The 15,090-nt window shown below is 60.8% G+C and carries 18 protein-coding genes and 1 tRNA gene; 4 read left to right on the top strand and 15 right to left on the bottom strand.

From position 1 onward, the window contains the following. Nucleotides 1–252: 252 nt before the first annotated feature. The 10 genes from ACX3M4_RS09555 to ACX3M4_RS09600 form a co-directional block, all read right to left on the bottom strand. Nucleotides 253–1,848, bottom strand: a complete 1,596-nt coding sequence (locus ACX3M4_RS09555) for a bifunctional metallophosphatase/5'-nucleotidase (RefSeq protein ID WP_459358351.1) — start codon at nt 1,846–1,848, stop codon at nt 253–255. A gap of 414 nt (nt 1,849–2,262) precedes the next feature. Then, nucleotides 2,263–2,457 (bottom strand): DNA gyrase inhibitor YacG, encoded by a 195-nt coding sequence (gene yacG, locus ACX3M4_RS09560; protein WP_459358352.1) that lies wholly within the window; start codon nt 2,455–2,457, stop codon nt 2,263–2,265. A 43-nt stretch (nt 2,458–2,500) separates the two neighbouring features. Continuing rightward, the gene (locus ACX3M4_RS09565; RefSeq protein WP_459358353.1) at nt 2,501–3,127 is read right to left on the bottom strand and encodes a Maf family nucleotide pyrophosphatase; all 627 of its coding nucleotides are present in this window, start codon (nt 3,125–3,127) and stop codon (nt 2,501–2,503) included. 40 nt (nt 3,128–3,167) lie between these two features. Continuing rightward, entirely contained in the window at nt 3,168–3,386 is a 219-nt protein-coding gene (infA, locus tag ACX3M4_RS09570) for a translation initiation factor IF-1 (protein ID WP_006939340.1), read from the bottom strand. 137 nt (nt 3,387–3,523) lie between these two features. Further along, the gene (locus ACX3M4_RS09575; RefSeq protein ID WP_459358354.1) at nt 3,524–4,117 is read right to left on the bottom strand and encodes a GNAT family N-acetyltransferase; all 594 of its coding nucleotides are present in this window, start codon (nt 4,115–4,117) and stop codon (nt 3,524–3,526) included. A 14-nt stretch (nt 4,118–4,131) separates the two neighbouring features. Further along, entirely contained in the window at nt 4,132–4,584 is a 453-nt protein-coding gene (locus ACX3M4_RS09580) for an arsenate-mycothiol transferase ArsC (protein WP_459358355.1), read from the bottom strand. A gap of 5 nt (nt 4,585–4,589) precedes the next feature. Next, on the bottom strand, nt 4,590–5,093 hold the full coding sequence (locus ACX3M4_RS09585) for a UPF0262 family protein (protein ID WP_459358356.1): 504 nt from the start codon (nt 5,091–5,093) through the stop codon (nt 4,590–4,592). A 27-nt stretch (nt 5,094–5,120) separates the two neighbouring features. Then, complete coding sequence (hisD, locus tag ACX3M4_RS09590) at nt 5,121–6,425, bottom strand: histidinol dehydrogenase (protein ID WP_459358357.1); 1,305 nt, start codon at nt 6,423–6,425, stop codon at nt 5,121–5,123. 48 nt (nt 6,426–6,473) lie between these two features. Beyond that, the gene (locus tag ACX3M4_RS09595; RefSeq protein ID WP_459358358.1) at nt 6,474–6,911 is read right to left on the bottom strand and encodes a DUF2948 family protein; all 438 of its coding nucleotides are present in this window, start codon (nt 6,909–6,911) and stop codon (nt 6,474–6,476) included. Between the two features lie 137 nt (nt 6,912–7,048). Beyond that, nucleotides 7,049–7,276 (bottom strand): hypothetical protein, encoded by a 228-nt coding sequence (locus tag ACX3M4_RS09600; protein ID WP_459358359.1) that lies wholly within the window; start codon nt 7,274–7,276, stop codon nt 7,049–7,051. A gap of 109 nt (nt 7,277–7,385) precedes the next feature. Between ACX3M4_RS09600 and ACX3M4_RS09605 the strand changes: the two genes are divergently transcribed. After that, complete coding sequence (locus ACX3M4_RS09605) at nt 7,386–7,871, top strand: DUF3124 domain-containing protein (RefSeq protein WP_459358360.1); 486 nt, start codon at nt 7,386–7,388, stop codon at nt 7,869–7,871. Between the two features lie 43 nt (nt 7,872–7,914). Here ACX3M4_RS09605 and ACX3M4_RS09610 read toward each other — a convergent pair whose 3' ends face one another. The 4 genes from ACX3M4_RS09610 to ACX3M4_RS09625 all read right to left on the bottom strand — a co-directional run bounded on the left by ACX3M4_RS09610 (nt 7,915) and on the right by ACX3M4_RS09625 (nt 11,097). Further along, complete coding sequence (locus tag ACX3M4_RS09610; protein WP_459358361.1) at nt 7,915–8,298, bottom strand: DUF5615 family PIN-like protein; 384 nt, start codon at nt 8,296–8,298, stop codon at nt 7,915–7,917. An 18-nt stretch (nt 8,299–8,316) separates the two neighbouring features. Then, nucleotides 8,317–8,967 carry a DUF433 domain-containing protein gene (locus ACX3M4_RS09615; protein ID WP_459358362.1) on the bottom strand — a complete coding sequence of 217 codons (651 nt, stop codon included), beginning with the start codon at nt 8,965–8,967 and terminating at the stop codon, nt 8,317–8,319. A 310-nt stretch (nt 8,968–9,277) separates the two neighbouring features. Next, nucleotides 9,278–10,567 carry a UDP-N-acetylglucosamine 1-carboxyvinyltransferase gene (gene murA / locus ACX3M4_RS09620; protein ID WP_459358363.1) on the bottom strand — a complete coding sequence of 430 codons (1,290 nt, stop codon included), beginning with the start codon at nt 10,565–10,567 and terminating at the stop codon, nt 9,278–9,280. Nucleotides 10,568–10,857: 290 nt separating this feature from the next. Further along, complete coding sequence (locus ACX3M4_RS09625; RefSeq protein WP_459358364.1) at nt 10,858–11,097, bottom strand: hypothetical protein; 240 nt, start codon at nt 11,095–11,097, stop codon at nt 10,858–10,860. A 546-nt stretch (nt 11,098–11,643) separates the two neighbouring features. Between ACX3M4_RS09625 and ACX3M4_RS09630 the strand changes: the two genes are divergently transcribed. After that, nucleotides 11,644–11,718, top strand: a tRNA-Thr gene (locus ACX3M4_RS09630). 92 nt (nt 11,719–11,810) lie between these two features. Here the strand turns inward: ACX3M4_RS09630 and ACX3M4_RS09635 are convergent. Continuing rightward, nucleotides 11,811–12,713 (bottom strand): LysR substrate-binding domain-containing protein, encoded by a 903-nt coding sequence (locus ACX3M4_RS09635; RefSeq protein WP_459358365.1) that lies wholly within the window; start codon nt 12,711–12,713, stop codon nt 11,811–11,813. A gap of 111 nt (nt 12,714–12,824) precedes the next feature. On the opposite strand from ACX3M4_RS09635, the gene ACX3M4_RS09640 reads away from it, so the two are divergent. Together ACX3M4_RS09640 and ACX3M4_RS09645 are read left to right on the top strand one after the other, a co-directional pair. Further along, complete coding sequence (locus ACX3M4_RS09640) at nt 12,825–13,880, top strand: saccharopine dehydrogenase family protein (RefSeq protein ID WP_459358366.1); 1,056 nt, start codon at nt 12,825–12,827, stop codon at nt 13,878–13,880. After that, nucleotides 13,873–15,072, top strand: a complete 1,200-nt coding sequence (locus ACX3M4_RS09645) for a pyridoxal phosphate-dependent aminotransferase (RefSeq protein WP_459358367.1) — start codon at nt 13,873–13,875, stop codon at nt 15,070–15,072. Before ACX3M4_RS09640 ends, ACX3M4_RS09645 begins: the two co-directional genes overlap by 8 nt. Nucleotides 15,073–15,090: the final 18 nt, after the last annotated feature.

Below are 15,090 nucleotides of genomic sequence, written 5' to 3' on the forward strand. Positions count from 1 at the left end.
ACGGATCAGCCTTTTAAGATCGTCTACGCCAGTCAAACACCACATCTCCAGCCTGAAAAAGCGGAGTACACACACCACTGAAAATCATTCGTTCGTCGCCGAAGGCCTTTAGCGAAGAAGTACCAATATCTTAAGTATTAAAAACCCTTACGGCAATCCTGCGTGCAGGGAAGGGCGGCATCGGCAATCAGGACGAAAAAGCGCGCCGGATTGCGGCGCGCTTTTCCAGGTTTAAACGGACCTTCCGGCAGATTATTTCGCCGTGATGCGATCGTCGGTGTAGGCCTTGTAGCCGTTCTGTCCGATCAGGTATTCCGCCACCACATCGGCCAGGTCCGGGCCGAAATCGTAGGCGTTCATGCCGTTGGAGGCAAAGACGTCGTAGCCGTCGCCGCCACTGCGCATGAAGTTGTTGGAAACAACGCCATAGACCTTATCCGGATCGATCGCTGCAAAGCTGTCGCCTTCCATCACCATAACGTCGGAGATACGCTCACCAGCCGGCTTGGACTTGTCGAAGGTGTATTTCAGACCGGCGACCTGCGGGAAACGGCCACCGCCCTCCTCCACCTGGCTGACGCCGTTTTCAAGCGCGGCAATCACATCGGCGCCCTTCAGCTCGAAGGTCGACAGCGTGTTCTGGAACGGCAGCACCGTCAACACTTCGCCCTTGGTGATTTCACCCGCATCGATGGAGGCTCGCAGGCCGCCGCCGTTCTGGATGGCGATCTGGACGCCCTGCCCCTTCACGCGATCAAGCATGGCCTCGCTCACAAGGACTCCCATTTCGCAAACCTGCGCACGGCAGATATCGCGTTCCCCGCTGATCGCGGTTTCAGCCTGGGCAACCACTTCCTGGCGGATCTCGTCAAGCGGCTCGGCGAGTTCCTTGATGCGGGCAACCAGTTCCGGATTTTCGGCAATGGTGCCTTCGGTGATGATCGGCTCGCCCACGGCTTCGGTAATGACGCCGTTGTCGTCGAAGGTGACGTTCAATTCACCCAGGAACTTGCCATAGGCATAGGCCTGCACGATGGCGGTCGGCGTGCCGTCCGGACCGTCGATCATGGTCGGATAGGGGCCCGCGGCCTTGTCGGACGTGTTGGAAAGATAGGTGTTGGAGTGACCGCCGACGATGACGTCGATGCCAGGCGCCTTGGCCGCCACTTCCTGATCGACCAGATAGCCGGAATGGCTCAGGACGATGATCTTGTTGACGCCTTCGGCCGCCAGCTTTTCGGCTTCGCGGGTCACGGCTTCAACCGGATCGCCGAAAACGATGTTCGGGCCGGAACTCGAAAGCTCATGGGTGTCCTGCGGGGTCAGGCCGATCAGGCCGATCTTCTCCCCGCCGCGCTCGATGACGATGGACGGCTTCAGGACATCCGCCAGCTGCGGTTCGTTGGAGATATCGGCATTGGACATAAGCACCGGAAAGTCGACCGCATCCATGAAGCCGCGCAGGACTTCCGGGCCGTCGTCGAATTCATGGTTGCCGACGGTCATGGCGTCGTAGCCGAGCTTGTTCATGAACTCGGCCGCGGCCTTGCCCTTGTAGTAGGTGTAGAACAGCGTGCCCTGGAACTGATCGCCGCCATCGACGAGGATTGAGTTGTTGCTGGCTGCGCGGCGATCCTTGATCACCGTGTCGAGGCGCGCCGTACCGCCGAAGCACTTGCCTTCCGCGTTGTCTTCGGCGCCGCAGGTCGAATCGTATTTGTTGATCGGCTCGATACGGCTGTGGAAGTCGTTGGTGTGCAAGATCGTCAGCGAATAATCGGCATAGGCTGCCGTCGACAGCGCCGTTGTCACGGACAGCACTGCGGCGCTCAGAAGAGTTTTTTTCATCGGACCCTCGCCCTTGGATAGGTTGGTATTGCCGTGCTCGGGACACGTCGTCCCAAGCCGGCCCTCCGGCGTTGTTATTGACCCGGCCCCTTCCTCCGCAGAAGCTGTACCCCAATGCGGACACAACCGGTTCCGAAGGTGCCTGGATCGCCGGTATAGGAAGATCTTGGTGCAGTTTTATGACAGCCGCAAGAGCCGTGAGGCAGGATTCTGAAAAATTTTTTGCAGGATAAATTTTTTTGCAGAGCTGCCGAAAAATCGCGCAATCCCGCCACCTTGAGTACCAGGGACATATGCCGGACGGTAGCGGAATAGCAGAGAGAGGCCGATCGCCAGCCTTGCCGGGCACCGCCAAAAACTAAGCTGGCAAAGAACTTTCAAGGCCAGGAACACCCGTCGGCCCGCCAGCCGCAATCAGTCTTCGGGCAGATTGCTCTCGTCGATATCGTCGGTCTCCACCACGGGAATAGTGTAGCCCTCCGAGAACCAGCGGTTCAGATCGACCTTGGCGCAGCGGTCGGAGCAGAAGGGATAGTCGTCGGGCGTCGAGAGCTTGGAGCAGATCGGACAGGGGCGCATGCGCCGTTCGGGGTTCTGGCTTTTGGCCATCGATGTCTCCGATATTCTGCTTGGATGCCGCCGACCCGACCGGTCAGGCAGCGGAGATCGCCCAGCCGCCGTGAACCGGGTAGCCGGCAGAGCTTAGCAAATTTGCCGTCTCCACCAAAGGCAGGCCGACAACGGCCGGATAGGATCCGACCAGCTTGACGACAAAACTGCCGGCAAGGCCCTGGATGGCATAGCCGCCCGCCTTGCCCCGCCATTCGCCGGAGGCGATGTAGTCGTCCATATCCATGCGCGACAGGCGCTTGAAGCGGACACGGGTCTCAACCAGTTTGGAGCGGACCTTGCCATTGGCTTCGGCGACGGCAACACCGGTGAACACGCGGTGGCCACGGCCGGAAAGCAGCGACAGGCACATCAGTGCCTGGTCGGTCAATTCCGCCTTCGGCAGCGCGCGGCGTCCGACGGCGACCACCGTATCGGCAGCCAGCACGACGCTGTGCTGCAGCGCCTCGGAGGCGTCCGCTGCCTGGCGTACTGCTTCCGCCTTGGCCCGCGCCAGCCGCAGCGCAAGGCTGCGCGGCGTTTCGTGCTTTTTCGGGGCTTCGTCGATATCGGCCGGCAGGAGGTGATCCGGCTCCAGTCCGATCTGCTGCAGCAGCGCAAGGCGCCGCGGCGAGGCGGATGCCAGGATCAACTGTGGGGCATTGGTCATCTAGCGCAAGCCTTGCAGCCGGCGTCACCTGAAGGACCGCTTATTTGAAGCGGTAGGTGATCCGCCCCTTGGTGAGATCGTACGGGGTCATTTCGACAAGAACCTTGTCGCCCGCCAGAACGCGGATCCGGTTCTTGCGCATGCGCCCTGCCGTGTGGGCGATGATTTCGTGATCGTTTTCCAGTTTTACGCGGAACGTCGCGTTCGGCAACAGTTCTGTTACGACGCCCGGAAACTCCAGAGCTTCTTCTTTGGCCATTGGATATCCTGAATGAAGCGGGCCCTGCCCGCGGGTGCCGGGGAAACTAACGGATTAGGCACGGAAAGTGAACCTTTCTTTCCACCGCCATGCAAAGAAACAGCCAGATCTTCACCTTCTTTGCTCCAGAACCACGTTTACGGCTGATTTTCGGCCGGTTTCTGCGGTTTCAACTGCTGTTGCCGCCATTCGTCTTCCAGGATCGCGTAGTAGAATTCCTCGTCCCAGCCGCCCTTGAAGAGTGCATGCTGGCGGAAATGGCCTTCGCGGCGCATGCCGAGCCGTTCCATCACTTTCCAGGAAGCAGTGTTGCGGGCATCGCAGCAGGCAAAGATGCGATGAAGGTTCAAAGCATCGAAGCCGAGGCCAAGCAGTGCGCGGGCGGTTTCCGTGGCATACCCCCTGCCCCGCGACGCCGGATGCAGTGAAAAGCCGATCGTGCCCTGGCGGGCAGCGACATCCGTCACCCGCAGCGACGCATCGCCGATCAGCTCTTCCCCATCCCGCAACAGTACTGCAAAGGCAAGCGTCCCCTCCCCGTCCAGCCGGCGCATTTGCGTCCACCCGCCGAGCTTCTCCCGGATCTCGTCGAGGCTCCGCGGCTCCCAATATTGAAACCGCGCGGTTTCCGGCAGGGATTGATAGGCGTGCAGCGCTTCCGCGTCGCTCTCCTCCATCGGGCGCAACAGCAGCCGCTCCGTATCGATGGGAGCCGTTACCTCGTAATTCATCATCCTGCCTTTGATCAGCCGCTCGGCGGCGGAGCCCAGCCGAGACGTTTCTTGATGCGCATCATGAGCTGGTCGCGCACGGTGCGGTATTCGCCGAGGATCTGGTCCCGGCTGCCGGTGGCAAGTGTCGGGTCCATGGTGGGCCAATACTCGACGTCGACGGATTCTGTCCGTGTCATGTCCAGTGCCTTGTGGTGGGCTTCCGGCGCCAGGGTTACCACCAGGTCGAACCCGGATTCGTCGAGATCGTCGAAGGTCTTGGGGTGGTGACGGCTCATGTCGACGCCGATCTCGGCCATGACCGCATCGACGAAGGGATCGACCTTGCCGGCACGGACACCGGCGGAGCGGACATAGACCTGGCCGGGAAAAAGCTTGGCCGTCAGGGCCTCGGCCATGGGCGAGCGCACGGAGTTCATCCCGCAGGCGAAGAGAACCGCAGTCGGACGCAGGCCCGGCCCGGTCATACCCTTCAGCCCTTCCAGTGCAGTGCGTATACGAGGGTGAAGAGCCGCCGGGCGGTCTGCATGTCGACCTCGATCTTGCCCTCCAGCCGCTCCATCAGCACGGCCGAGCCCTCGTTGTGGACACCACGCCGTCCCATGTCGATTGCCTCGATCTGGCTCGGCGTCGCATGCCGGATCGCCTCGTAGTAGCTTTCGCAGATGAGGTCATAGTCCTTGACGATCTTGCGCAAGGGCGAAAGCGAGAGAACGTGGGTGACCACTTCCTCATCGCTGTCCGTACGGATGCGGAAGACCAGTTTCTTTTCCACCACCGATAGGTTCAGCACGTATTTGGCCACAGGGTGACCGACGGGCTGGAAGCTGTTTTCCTCGATCAGGTCGTAGATCGCGACCGCACGGTCGTGTTCCACTTCCGGCGTCGAGCGGGCAATGGAGGCTTCGTCCAACACCACGTCGACCAGCCGGCTGCCGGTGCTCTGCGGGTCCGTGTCCGGTTGCGGATCGCTCATCGAATCGAAGCCTCTATGGGTCTGTCGCTACATATTAAGCCTGATGGAAACAGAGCGCGCGTGCGCCGACAACCCCTCCGATTCACCAAGAGCGATCGCAGCAGGACCCAGCAGGCGCAGATTGTCCGCATTGCACTTTAGGATCGACGTGCGCTTGACGAATTCCAGAACGGAAAGCCCCGAAGAAAATCGTGCGGAGCGCGCCGTCGGCAAGACATGGTTGGAGCCGCCGACATAGTCGCCGATGGCCTCGGGCGTATAATGACCCAGGAAGACGGCCCCGGCATTGCGCACCTTTTTCAAGAGCGCTTCCGGATCGGCAACGGCCAGCTCCAGATGCTCCGGCGCAATGCGGTTGGCAAGCGGCATCGCGCCTTCCAGATCGCCGACAAGGATGATGGCACCGAAATCACGCCAGCTCGCCCGGGCAACGTCTTCGCGCGGCAGGGTCTTCAGCTGCGCTTCAACCGCCTCTTCCACCTGGTCCGCAAGCTCGGCACTGTCGGTGATCAGGATCGACTGGGCCGCCGTGTCATGTTCGGCCTGCGCCAGCAGATCGGCCGCCAGCCAGTCCGGGTTGTTGCCGCCGTCAGCCAGGATCAGCACTTCGGAAGGCCCTGCGATCATGTCGATGCCAACCGTGCCGAAAACGCGGCGCTTGGCGGCCGCGACAAAGGCATTGCCGGGGCCGACGATCTTGGCGACGGGCGCTATCGTTTCGGTACCAAAGGCAAGAGCGGCCACGGCCTGAGCACCGCCGATGCGGTAGATTTCCGAAACGCCCGCAACCTTGGCTGCTGCCAGCACCAACGGGTTCAGCACCCCGTCCGGGCTCGGCACCACCATGACGATGCGGTCCACACCGGCAACCTTCGCCGGCACGACATTCATCAGCACCGAGCTCGGATAGCTGGCAAGGCCGCCCGGAACATAGACGCCGACAGCCTCGACCGCCGTCCAGAGCGAGCCGAGTTCCACGCCGATCGGATCGGTATAGCGGTCGTCCTTCGGCATCTGGCGGGCGTGATGGGAAAGGATGCGGTCATGGGCGAGCTGCAGAGCGTCCAGGGTCTCCTGTGGCACTTCCGCGATGGCCGCCTCAATTTCCTCCGGCGTCACGGTCAGATCGGCGAGGCTTTCCGCCTCAAGCCGGTCGAACTTGCGGGTATAGTCCAGCACCGCCTTGTCGCCTTCGCGGCGCACCCGCTCCAGAATGTCGCGCACGATCTGGTCGACATCTTCGGAAACTTCCCGCTTGCCGGCGAGAAGCGCCCTGAAATCCTTTTCAAAACCCGCGTCGGAGCTGTTGAGGCGGAGAACCACGCGTTTCATCCTTCTGTGCGGTGCCCTTGCACCGGCGCTATTATCCGGGACGGTCGATCAGCTCAGATCGTGATTAGGCAGGTTGGGCGTCGCCCAGGCGGCGCCGAGATCTGAGAGCTGTGCTTCAATGCATTCGACATCCAGCGCCAGGCTGCCGCCGCCGGCAAAGGCGAGCTGGATCGTGCCGGACGGGTCTTCGCCCGGTTCGAAGGTCACGGCCAGCAGTTCCAGGACGGCACCCTTGGCGGTCTGATTGATGTTCTGCGCCCGCATCGCCTTCACCTGGGCAAAGGCCAGCGCAGAACGGCGGCGCTCATGCTGCTTGGACCGCCTGTCGGCTTCCTTGTCCCAGACGAAGCGGTTCATGACGAAAACCGCCTTCTTTTCCTTCGGCAAAAAGCGGATGTCGGCAACGACCAGGACCGCGTCCTGCAAATGAGCGGACAGGACCTGAAGGTCTTCAGAATCGAGGGCGGCAAGTTTCAGCTGATCCATTTGGTCTTGTTCTGATCCGGTGATGCGTTGTCAGGCAGATGCCATATAGGCCATTTCCACCCCTGTCCCAAGGGGATGACCTAATAGGGAAATGGCTGTTTGGCAACGGTCAATGCAGCATGCCCCCCCGAACCGGTTCAAGGCCCCTCGTCCACCCGCTGGCGCAGGTCCGCCTTGATCTCGTCGAGCGTGGCGATGCGGTTGAAAAGCCGGCGGCCGAGCCAGAGCCCGAAAACAAGCAGGGCAATTCCGCACAGAAGCCCATAAGGCGAGGGCAGGCCGACAACGGCAAACAGACCCACAAAGGCGAAGGCGAGCTGGACCAGGAAGCGGATTGTCTGGGCGTTCAAAAGGCGATTGGCCACGTTCTTTCTCTCCCGGCGCTTGATCGGTCCTGCAAATAAAGGAGCTGCTTGCATTCAGATCCGGCATTCCCGACAGTACGGGAAACCAAATTTTCGTTCAGAGTGCCTCATGTTGAAACGAGTGTCAGGTCTCCTGCTTCTGGCAGGCTGTATTTTCCTTTCGGCCCTCGCCCCTCAGACCATCATGGCCCAGGAAATTTCCGAACGGGTACTAGGTGAAACCATCTACGTTCCCGCCTATTCGCGGATCTTTTCCCATCCGAACCGCTCGGACCTGCTGGCGGCAACGCTTGCCGTCCACAATGTCGATCCGAAGATCAAGATCACCCTGACGCGGATTGATTATCACGGCGAGGACGGCACTCTGCTGCGCGCTCTCCTGGACGACCCCGTGACGCTGGCGCCGATGCAGTCGCGCACAGTGCTCGTCCCCATCAACGACACCAGCGGCGGTGTCGGGGCGAATTTCCTGGTGGAATGGTCGTCGGAAGATCCGGCCTTGAGCCCGCTAGCCGAGGCAATCATGACCAGCGGCGGCCCCGGCCCGTCCTTCACCTCGCGCGGGCGGGTGATCGAACGTCAGTTGGCGGAATAATTGCCAGAAAAACGCAAGCATTTTGGTGAACCGAGTCGTTTTGCTAACGGTCCGACCTGACATAAGAAGTTCCAATTTGCAGAATCATCCGTTTGTCACTTCTTGATTGGGCAACGTGATATTCAGATTTGACGAAATCGACAGTTTGTTCAATCCGCTTTGCCGCTTGGTATTCCAAGCAGTTGAGCTTGATCCTACTTAGGTTGCGAAAACGCTTTTTCTGACCGTCGGGAATGCGGGGGGCAATTTTCTGAAAATCTCCGTCGTGACTAACTAGGATACACTGCTGGTCTTCGGCCACAAAAGATACCAAAGGATCAGCTGAACCTTCTGGAATGAGATCCCGAATGAACTCTGCATCGAAACCGAGTTCGCGCAGTTTTTTCAATACAGAGACAGCAACATTTTCATCAAGAATGAAACGCATGCGAGCATAAGATCAACTCTACGCGCTTAAAGCCAGTTCTTTTTCATGTGCAAGAGCAGCGTCAATATCCGTCTCCGTCAGGGTCGGATATTCTTCTAAGATCTGAGCTTTGGTGAAGCCAGCCTCATGATATCGGCGAATGGTTGCAGTTGGTATGCGAGTTCCAGAAATTACCCAGGAATTGCGGGCGACGAATTTGTGTCGTTCCACTTTGCCGAAGGTTTCTTGGCTTCGCTTTTTTAAATCTTCAACTCTGGACTTTACCTCTTCGATCACATCAATGATCGGGAGCATCGCGAGCTGGCCAGTTTCTGCGCCTTTGACTTCATTTTGCTCAGGTCGAAGGTAATGAGGTTCACCTTTAACAACCCAAACACGTGCATCCGCCCAATGGTGAATGCCATCCTGTTCCATGACTTTTGCCAGTTGCTCCAGGCGAATAAAGCTGATTTTGAAGATTGATCTTAGCTTGGCAAGGGTGCGGAGACCAACTGCATCCTTAAAAGAGTAAATCCGACTGTACGCAAGCGAACGATTGTCGTGTGCATAACGTGGCACAAAGAAACCGCGCCGATCCCAAGCTCTCAGCTGCCCCTTAGAAAGCTCAGTGATTTTAGAGACTTGGTCTTCGGTAAGAGCCGCAACTACGATTTCCGCATCCTGTGTCATAGGCATATATTAGTGTCGAATTGTGGAAATGGTAGGTTAATTGCTCTTATGATGAGAATTTGCATAGCTAACAATTTTCCCATTTGATTGCATCGAACTTGAAATTCTTTGCCTCGCCCCCCGGACTGAAAACTGGCCAAACAGCATATGTCTCAGCAATGGGGGGTAACCGATCCCCCCTCGTATAGCGCTAAGTCATGTTACCCAACGAATGAAGAACTTCATCCAGAGCAAAATTCAATGCGATTTCACCTCGCGCGGGCGGGTGATCGAACGGACCTATCCGGACAAATAGGAAGGCTTGCCCCCCTCAGGCCGAGATGCGCTCGATCTTCGCACCGCAGCGGGTGAGCTTGTCTTCCAGGCGCTCGAAGCCGCGGTCGAGGTGGTAGACGCGGCTGACGGTCGTCTCTCCTTCGGCCGCAAGACCTGCGATCACCAGCGAAACCGAAGCGCGCAGGTCCGTTGCCATCACCGGCGCGCCGCGCAAGGTCGAGACGCCGTCGATCGTCGCCATGCGGCCGTCGATATGGATCTGCGCACCGAGGCGGGCAAGTTCCTGAACGTGCATGAAGCGGTTTTCGAAGATGGTCTCGGTGATGCGGCTGGAACCGCCGGCCTTGGTCATGAGCGCCATGAACTGGGCCTGCAGGTCGGTCGGGAAGCCCGGGAACGGCTCGGTGGTGATGTCCACCGGCTGGATGCCATTGCCGTTGCGATAGACCTTGATGCCGTCCGGCGTCTGGGTGATTTCCGCGCCCGTCTGGCGAAGGGTTTCCAGCGCGCTTTCCAGAAGATCCGACTGCGCGCCCTGCAGCAGCACGTCGCCGCCGGTCATGGCAACCGCCATGGCATAGGTGCCGGTCTCGATCCGGTCCGGCACGACGGAATGATGCGCGCCGTGCAGGCGCGGGACGCCCTGGATGCGGATGGTCGAGGTGCCCTCGCCCTCGATCTGCGCGCCCATGGCCTTGAGACACTTGGCAAGATCGACCACTTCCGGCTCTCGCGCGGCGTTGACGATCTCGGTCTCGCCGCTCGCCAGCGTTGCCGCCATCATGATGGTATGGGTGGCGCCGACCGATACTTTCGGGAATTCGACGCGGGCGCCCTTGAGGCCGCCGGGAGCCTTTACGACCACATAGCCGCCTTCAATCTCAATATCGGCGCCGAGGGCAGCCAGACCGTCGATGAAGAAATCGACCGGGCGCGTGCCGATGGCGCAGCCGCCCGGCAGCGACACGCGCGCCTCGTGGCAGCGGGCGACCAGCGGGCCGACGACCCAGAAGCTGGCGCGCATCTTGGAGACGAGCTCATAGGGCGCGGTGGTGTCGACGATCTCGCGGGCGGTCAGGTTCAGCGTCTGGCCGGCAAGGTCGTCCTGGCCGTTGCGCTTGCCGTTGACCGAATAATCGACTCCATGGTTGGAGAGGATCTGCATCAGCTGGGCAACGTCGCGCAGGCGCGGAACGTTGGAGAGCGTCAGGGTCTCGTCCGTCAGGAGCGCGGCAATCATCAGCGGCAGGGCCGCGTTCTTGGCACCGGAAATCGGAATGACACCGTTCAGCTGCGCGCCGCCAACGACCTTGATACTGTCCATGTTTTTCCCCGAACAGGGCCGCGCGGACCGCACGGCCATCCCCTTGACTTTTCCGGTAGGGCGGATGGTCCCTCCAACTGGGCGGACCGCCTGGCACTGACCGGCTCAAATTGCCGGAGCTTTCGTGCCCAGCCCGGGTTTCCAACGGGACAGAAGGCGGATTGCTCCGAAAAACTCACATCAACGGTGCGGTCTACACGCAACTTATGGCCCATGCAAGGCAGCCGCATGGCCGCAAGCGGGCAAATTTGGCTGTGTCCCGCTGCCGGATTTCAGCCGGCAACCGCCGGCTAGTCGGTGTCCCGTGTCCTGGCCGCGCTCTTGCGCCGGCGCAGGTTCGCCCGCAGCGCCTCGGCGAGGCGATCCTCGCGGGACTTTGCGCCGGCCTTACCGCCACCTTCGCCAGCAGCCTTGGTCGCCGCCTTGTTCCCGGGCTTTTCCCCGCTCCTGCCCGCCGTCCTTTCGCCGCGGTCCTCCCGCGAGCCGTCCGGGGCGCCAACCGGCTGGCCTGGCTTCGCTTTTTCGTTCATCGCGCAATGTCCTGACAGCTTATCGCCACATCTCTACCAAGCCGCCCGCCGCTTGCAAAGATCAACCGCAGCAAGACGGCATGGCCTGATCTCCCTGCATGACCGGAAATCCATGTCAGCAACAGGGAAAAGCCCTTTGTCCGGGTCGTGTGTCCCATCCCCGGTTCCCGGCAACCGGCGCCTGCCCGCAGGATGCCGCCGAAAGCACCGCTCCCCCGTGTGGCCTGAACTGATGTGGCGTGAACCGGTGAGGCGTCGACTGGCGAGGCTGCCCACTCTCCCCGGTTTCCTTAATATCCACAGGCTAAAACTCCTGCCCCTGCCTGGACTTTCCGCCTCGATCCGGGTGTTCGCGGCAGCGCCGCACCGGCACGGCAAATCCCCTTCCAAAAAAAAGCAAATCACCGCTTGCGTCCCCCCGGCTCTTATGGCAAAAGCCCCCTCATTCCGGTCGGCCTTGCTGATCGGGACCAGCACTTGCGTCCCAAATCCTCCGGCCAACCGGCCGCGACCCCGACGCAAAGCCCGTCCCACGACGCGCCAGATGCTGCCGTAGCTCAGGGGTAGAGCACTCCCTTGGTAAGGGAGAGGTCGAGAGTTCAAATCTCTCCGGCAGCACCATTAAATCGCTGATACGTTATACATCTCGCTATATAGCGCTCCATGTTCCGCGTCAGGGCATTTGCTCCACTTCTTTCACGCCGCCAACTCCCCTACCGCCTCACCCTCCGCCGCACCTGCTTCTGGATCCACGTCACGAACTCCGCCGCAGCAGCGCTGCGTTTTCCCGGTGGTGTCGCGACATAATAATGGTGACCCGAACCGTCCTCGACCGCGCCAAGCCTTAGGAGCGTGCCAGCGGCAAGTTCGGCCTCGATCAGGTAGGTCGGCAGGATGGCGGCGCCGATGCCGGCGGTGGCGGCGGCGATGATGAGGGAGAACTGGTCGAAATAGCTGCCTTGCTGGGCATGTGCGGCCACATCGGCCAATGTCTTCTGAAACACGCGCCAGAGATGCGGGCGGGAGGTCATGTGCAGGAGGGGCATCCTGAAGATGTCTTCAGGGCCGTCAATGCCGCTCGCCGCGATCAGGCCGGGGGCCGCCGTCACCACCAGATCTTCCGGGCAGAGCGGCGTCAGCTTGGCGCCGGGCCAGTCGTTGGTGCCGAAATGGATCGCAACGTCAATGCCCTGCTCGCCGAGATCGAACGGCTCGGAGCGGCTGGTGAGCATCAGGTCGAGGTTCGGGCGCCTCGCCTTGAAGTCCCCCAGGCGTGGCACCAGCCAGCGTTCGGCAAAGGTCGGCAACACGGCGATGGAGAGAACCTCCTGGCCCTCGCCGGCAGCTATCGCGTGGGAGACCGTCTTCCTGAGGCGCGCTAGGTCGGAATAGATCGCCTCGGCAAAGGATTTCCCCGCCCGCGTCAACCTGATGCCCCGCCCCTCGCGGCGGAACAGCGGTGCGCCGATCTGATCTTCCAGTTCCTTCACCTGGCGGCTGACACCGCTTTGCGTCAGACCGAGCTCTTCCGCGGCCGCGGTAAAGCTCTGGTGCTTGGCCGCTGCCTCGAAGCAGCGCAGCACGGAGATGCTCGGGATCGGGATATCGCGGCTCATTTCAGCGGTCCATATGCATGAGTTTTGATCATGGAAATATCTATTTTTCAGGTGTTTTTGTGCCGGTCAAGTCGCGCTATTTTCCGCCCAAACAAAAGGGGAGTTTCGGACATGCGGAAAATTGCGGTCCTTGGATTGGGTAAAGTCGGCACGCTGGCCAGCGAGCTTCTGCACGAGACGGGCTTTACTGTTACCGGTTTCGACGCCCATGCGGCGAAGGACCTGCCCTTCGAAACACGGCAGGCGGATGTCAGCGATGCGGCTGCCCTGAAGGCGGCGCTCTCCGACTTCGATGCTGTTCTCTCCTGCCTGCCCTATTTCCTCAACACGGGCGTTGCCACGGTCGCTCATGAGCTCGGCCTGCATTATTTCGACCTGACCGAAGACGTTCCGACCACCAAGGCGATCCTGAAGCTTGCCGAAACTTCCAAGGGCCTGATGGCACCGCAATGCGGCCTGGCGCCGGGCTTTGTCGGCATTGTCGGGGCGCACCTGATCGAGCAGCTCGACAGCTGCCGCTCCTGCAAGATGCGCGTCGGCGCGCTGCCGCAGAACCCGACCGGACTGATGGGCTATTCCTTCAACTGGTCACCGGAAGGCGTCGTCAACGAATATCTCAACGACTGCGAAGTCCTGGAAAACGGCGAGATCAAGTGGGTATCGCCGATGGAATGGATCGAGAAGATCGTCATCGGCGGCATCGAGCTGGAAGCCTTCACCACCTCCGGCGGCCTCGGCACCATGTGCGAGACCTACAAGGACCGGGTGCCGAACATGGACTACAAGACCATGCGCTATCCAGGCCATGTAGATCTGATGAACTTCTTCTTCCACGAACTCCTTATGCGCGACCGCCGCAAGGAAGCCGGCGAGATCCTGGTCAACGCCAAGCCGCCGGTCAGCGACGACATCGTCTATATCCACGTTTCCGCCGAAGGTTTGTTCGACGGCCGCATGCGGCGCAACGAATTCGTGCGCGGCCTGAAGCCGGTGGAGATCGCCGGCAAGGAACGCACAGCGATTGCCTGGACCACAGCCTCCTCGGTCGTCGCCGTCATCGAGATGGTTCGAGACGGCACGCTGCCGGGCCGCGGCTTCCTGAAGCAGGAAGACGTTTCGCTGGACGCGTTCCTGAAGACGCAGAACGGTGCGCGCTATAATGGTTGATGCACCTGCCTTCCGCCGCGCCGGACGCATGAACGGCATTGCCCTTTCCGAGATCGTGCAGATTTCGGAAAGGGCCGGCCGGCTGCGTGCGGAAGGGCGGGACATCGTTGCGCTGAGCACCGGCGAACCGGATTTTCCGACCCCGGACCATGTCATCGCCGCCGCCCATGATGCGGCGCTGAAGGGTCTGACCAAGTACACGCCGACCGCCGGCACGCCTGCCCTGCGTGATGCCATTGCCTCCAAGGCCGGTACGCACCGCGACAATGTCATGGTTTCGACCGGCGCCAAGCAGGTGCTGGCGAATGCCATGCTGGCAAGCCTCGATGAAGGCGACGAGGTGCTCATCCCGGCGCCCTACTGGACGTCCTATTCCGACATCGTCGCGATGGCGGGCGGCAAGTCCGTCATCGTCTCCTGCCCGATGGAAGACGGTTTCAAGCTGAGCCCGGCGAAGCTCGAAGCGGCGATCACGCCGAAAACCCGCTGGCTGATGCTGAATTCTCCCTCCAACCCGAGCGGGGCCATCTATTCGGCCGCCGAAATCCGGGCCCTTGCGGAGGTGCTGAAGCACCATCGGCAGGTATGGATCCTGTCGGACGAAATCTACGAACACCTCAGCTTTGTGCCCTTCGTCAGCTTCACGGATGCCGCACCGGAGCTGCACGAGCGGACGCTTATCGTCAACGGCGTCTCCAAGACCTATGCGATGACTGGTTGGCGGATCGGCTGGGGCATCGGCCCGGCCGAGCTGATCCGGGCGATGACCGAAGTCCAGGGGCAGATCACCTCCGGTGCCTGCTCGGTTGCACAAGCCGCAGCTCTGAGCGCCCTCACCGGAGACGAAACACTGCTCGACGAGCGAAAACAGGCGTTTCGGGCGCGGCGGGATCTCGTGGTCAGCCGCCTCAATGCCATTCCGGGGATCGACTGCCCGGTGCCGGACGGTGCCTTCTACGTCTTCCCGGATCTCTCGGGCCTCATTGCGGACGGCGGCTTTGAAAGCGATGCTGCGGTTTGCGACTGGCTGTTGAACGAGGCGCATGTCGCAATCGTGCCGGGCCGGGCCTTCGGCCTTCCCGGCCACGCGCGCCTCTCGTTCGCCTATGCGCAAACGGATCTCCAAAAAGGTCTTGCCCGAATCGCCGAGGCGGTCAGCGGGATTACATTTAAATTCAACGAGGCGGTCTGACGCCGCCCCCTGTTACGG

It is taken from the genome of Roseibium sp. M-1 (genome assembly GCF_054515675.1).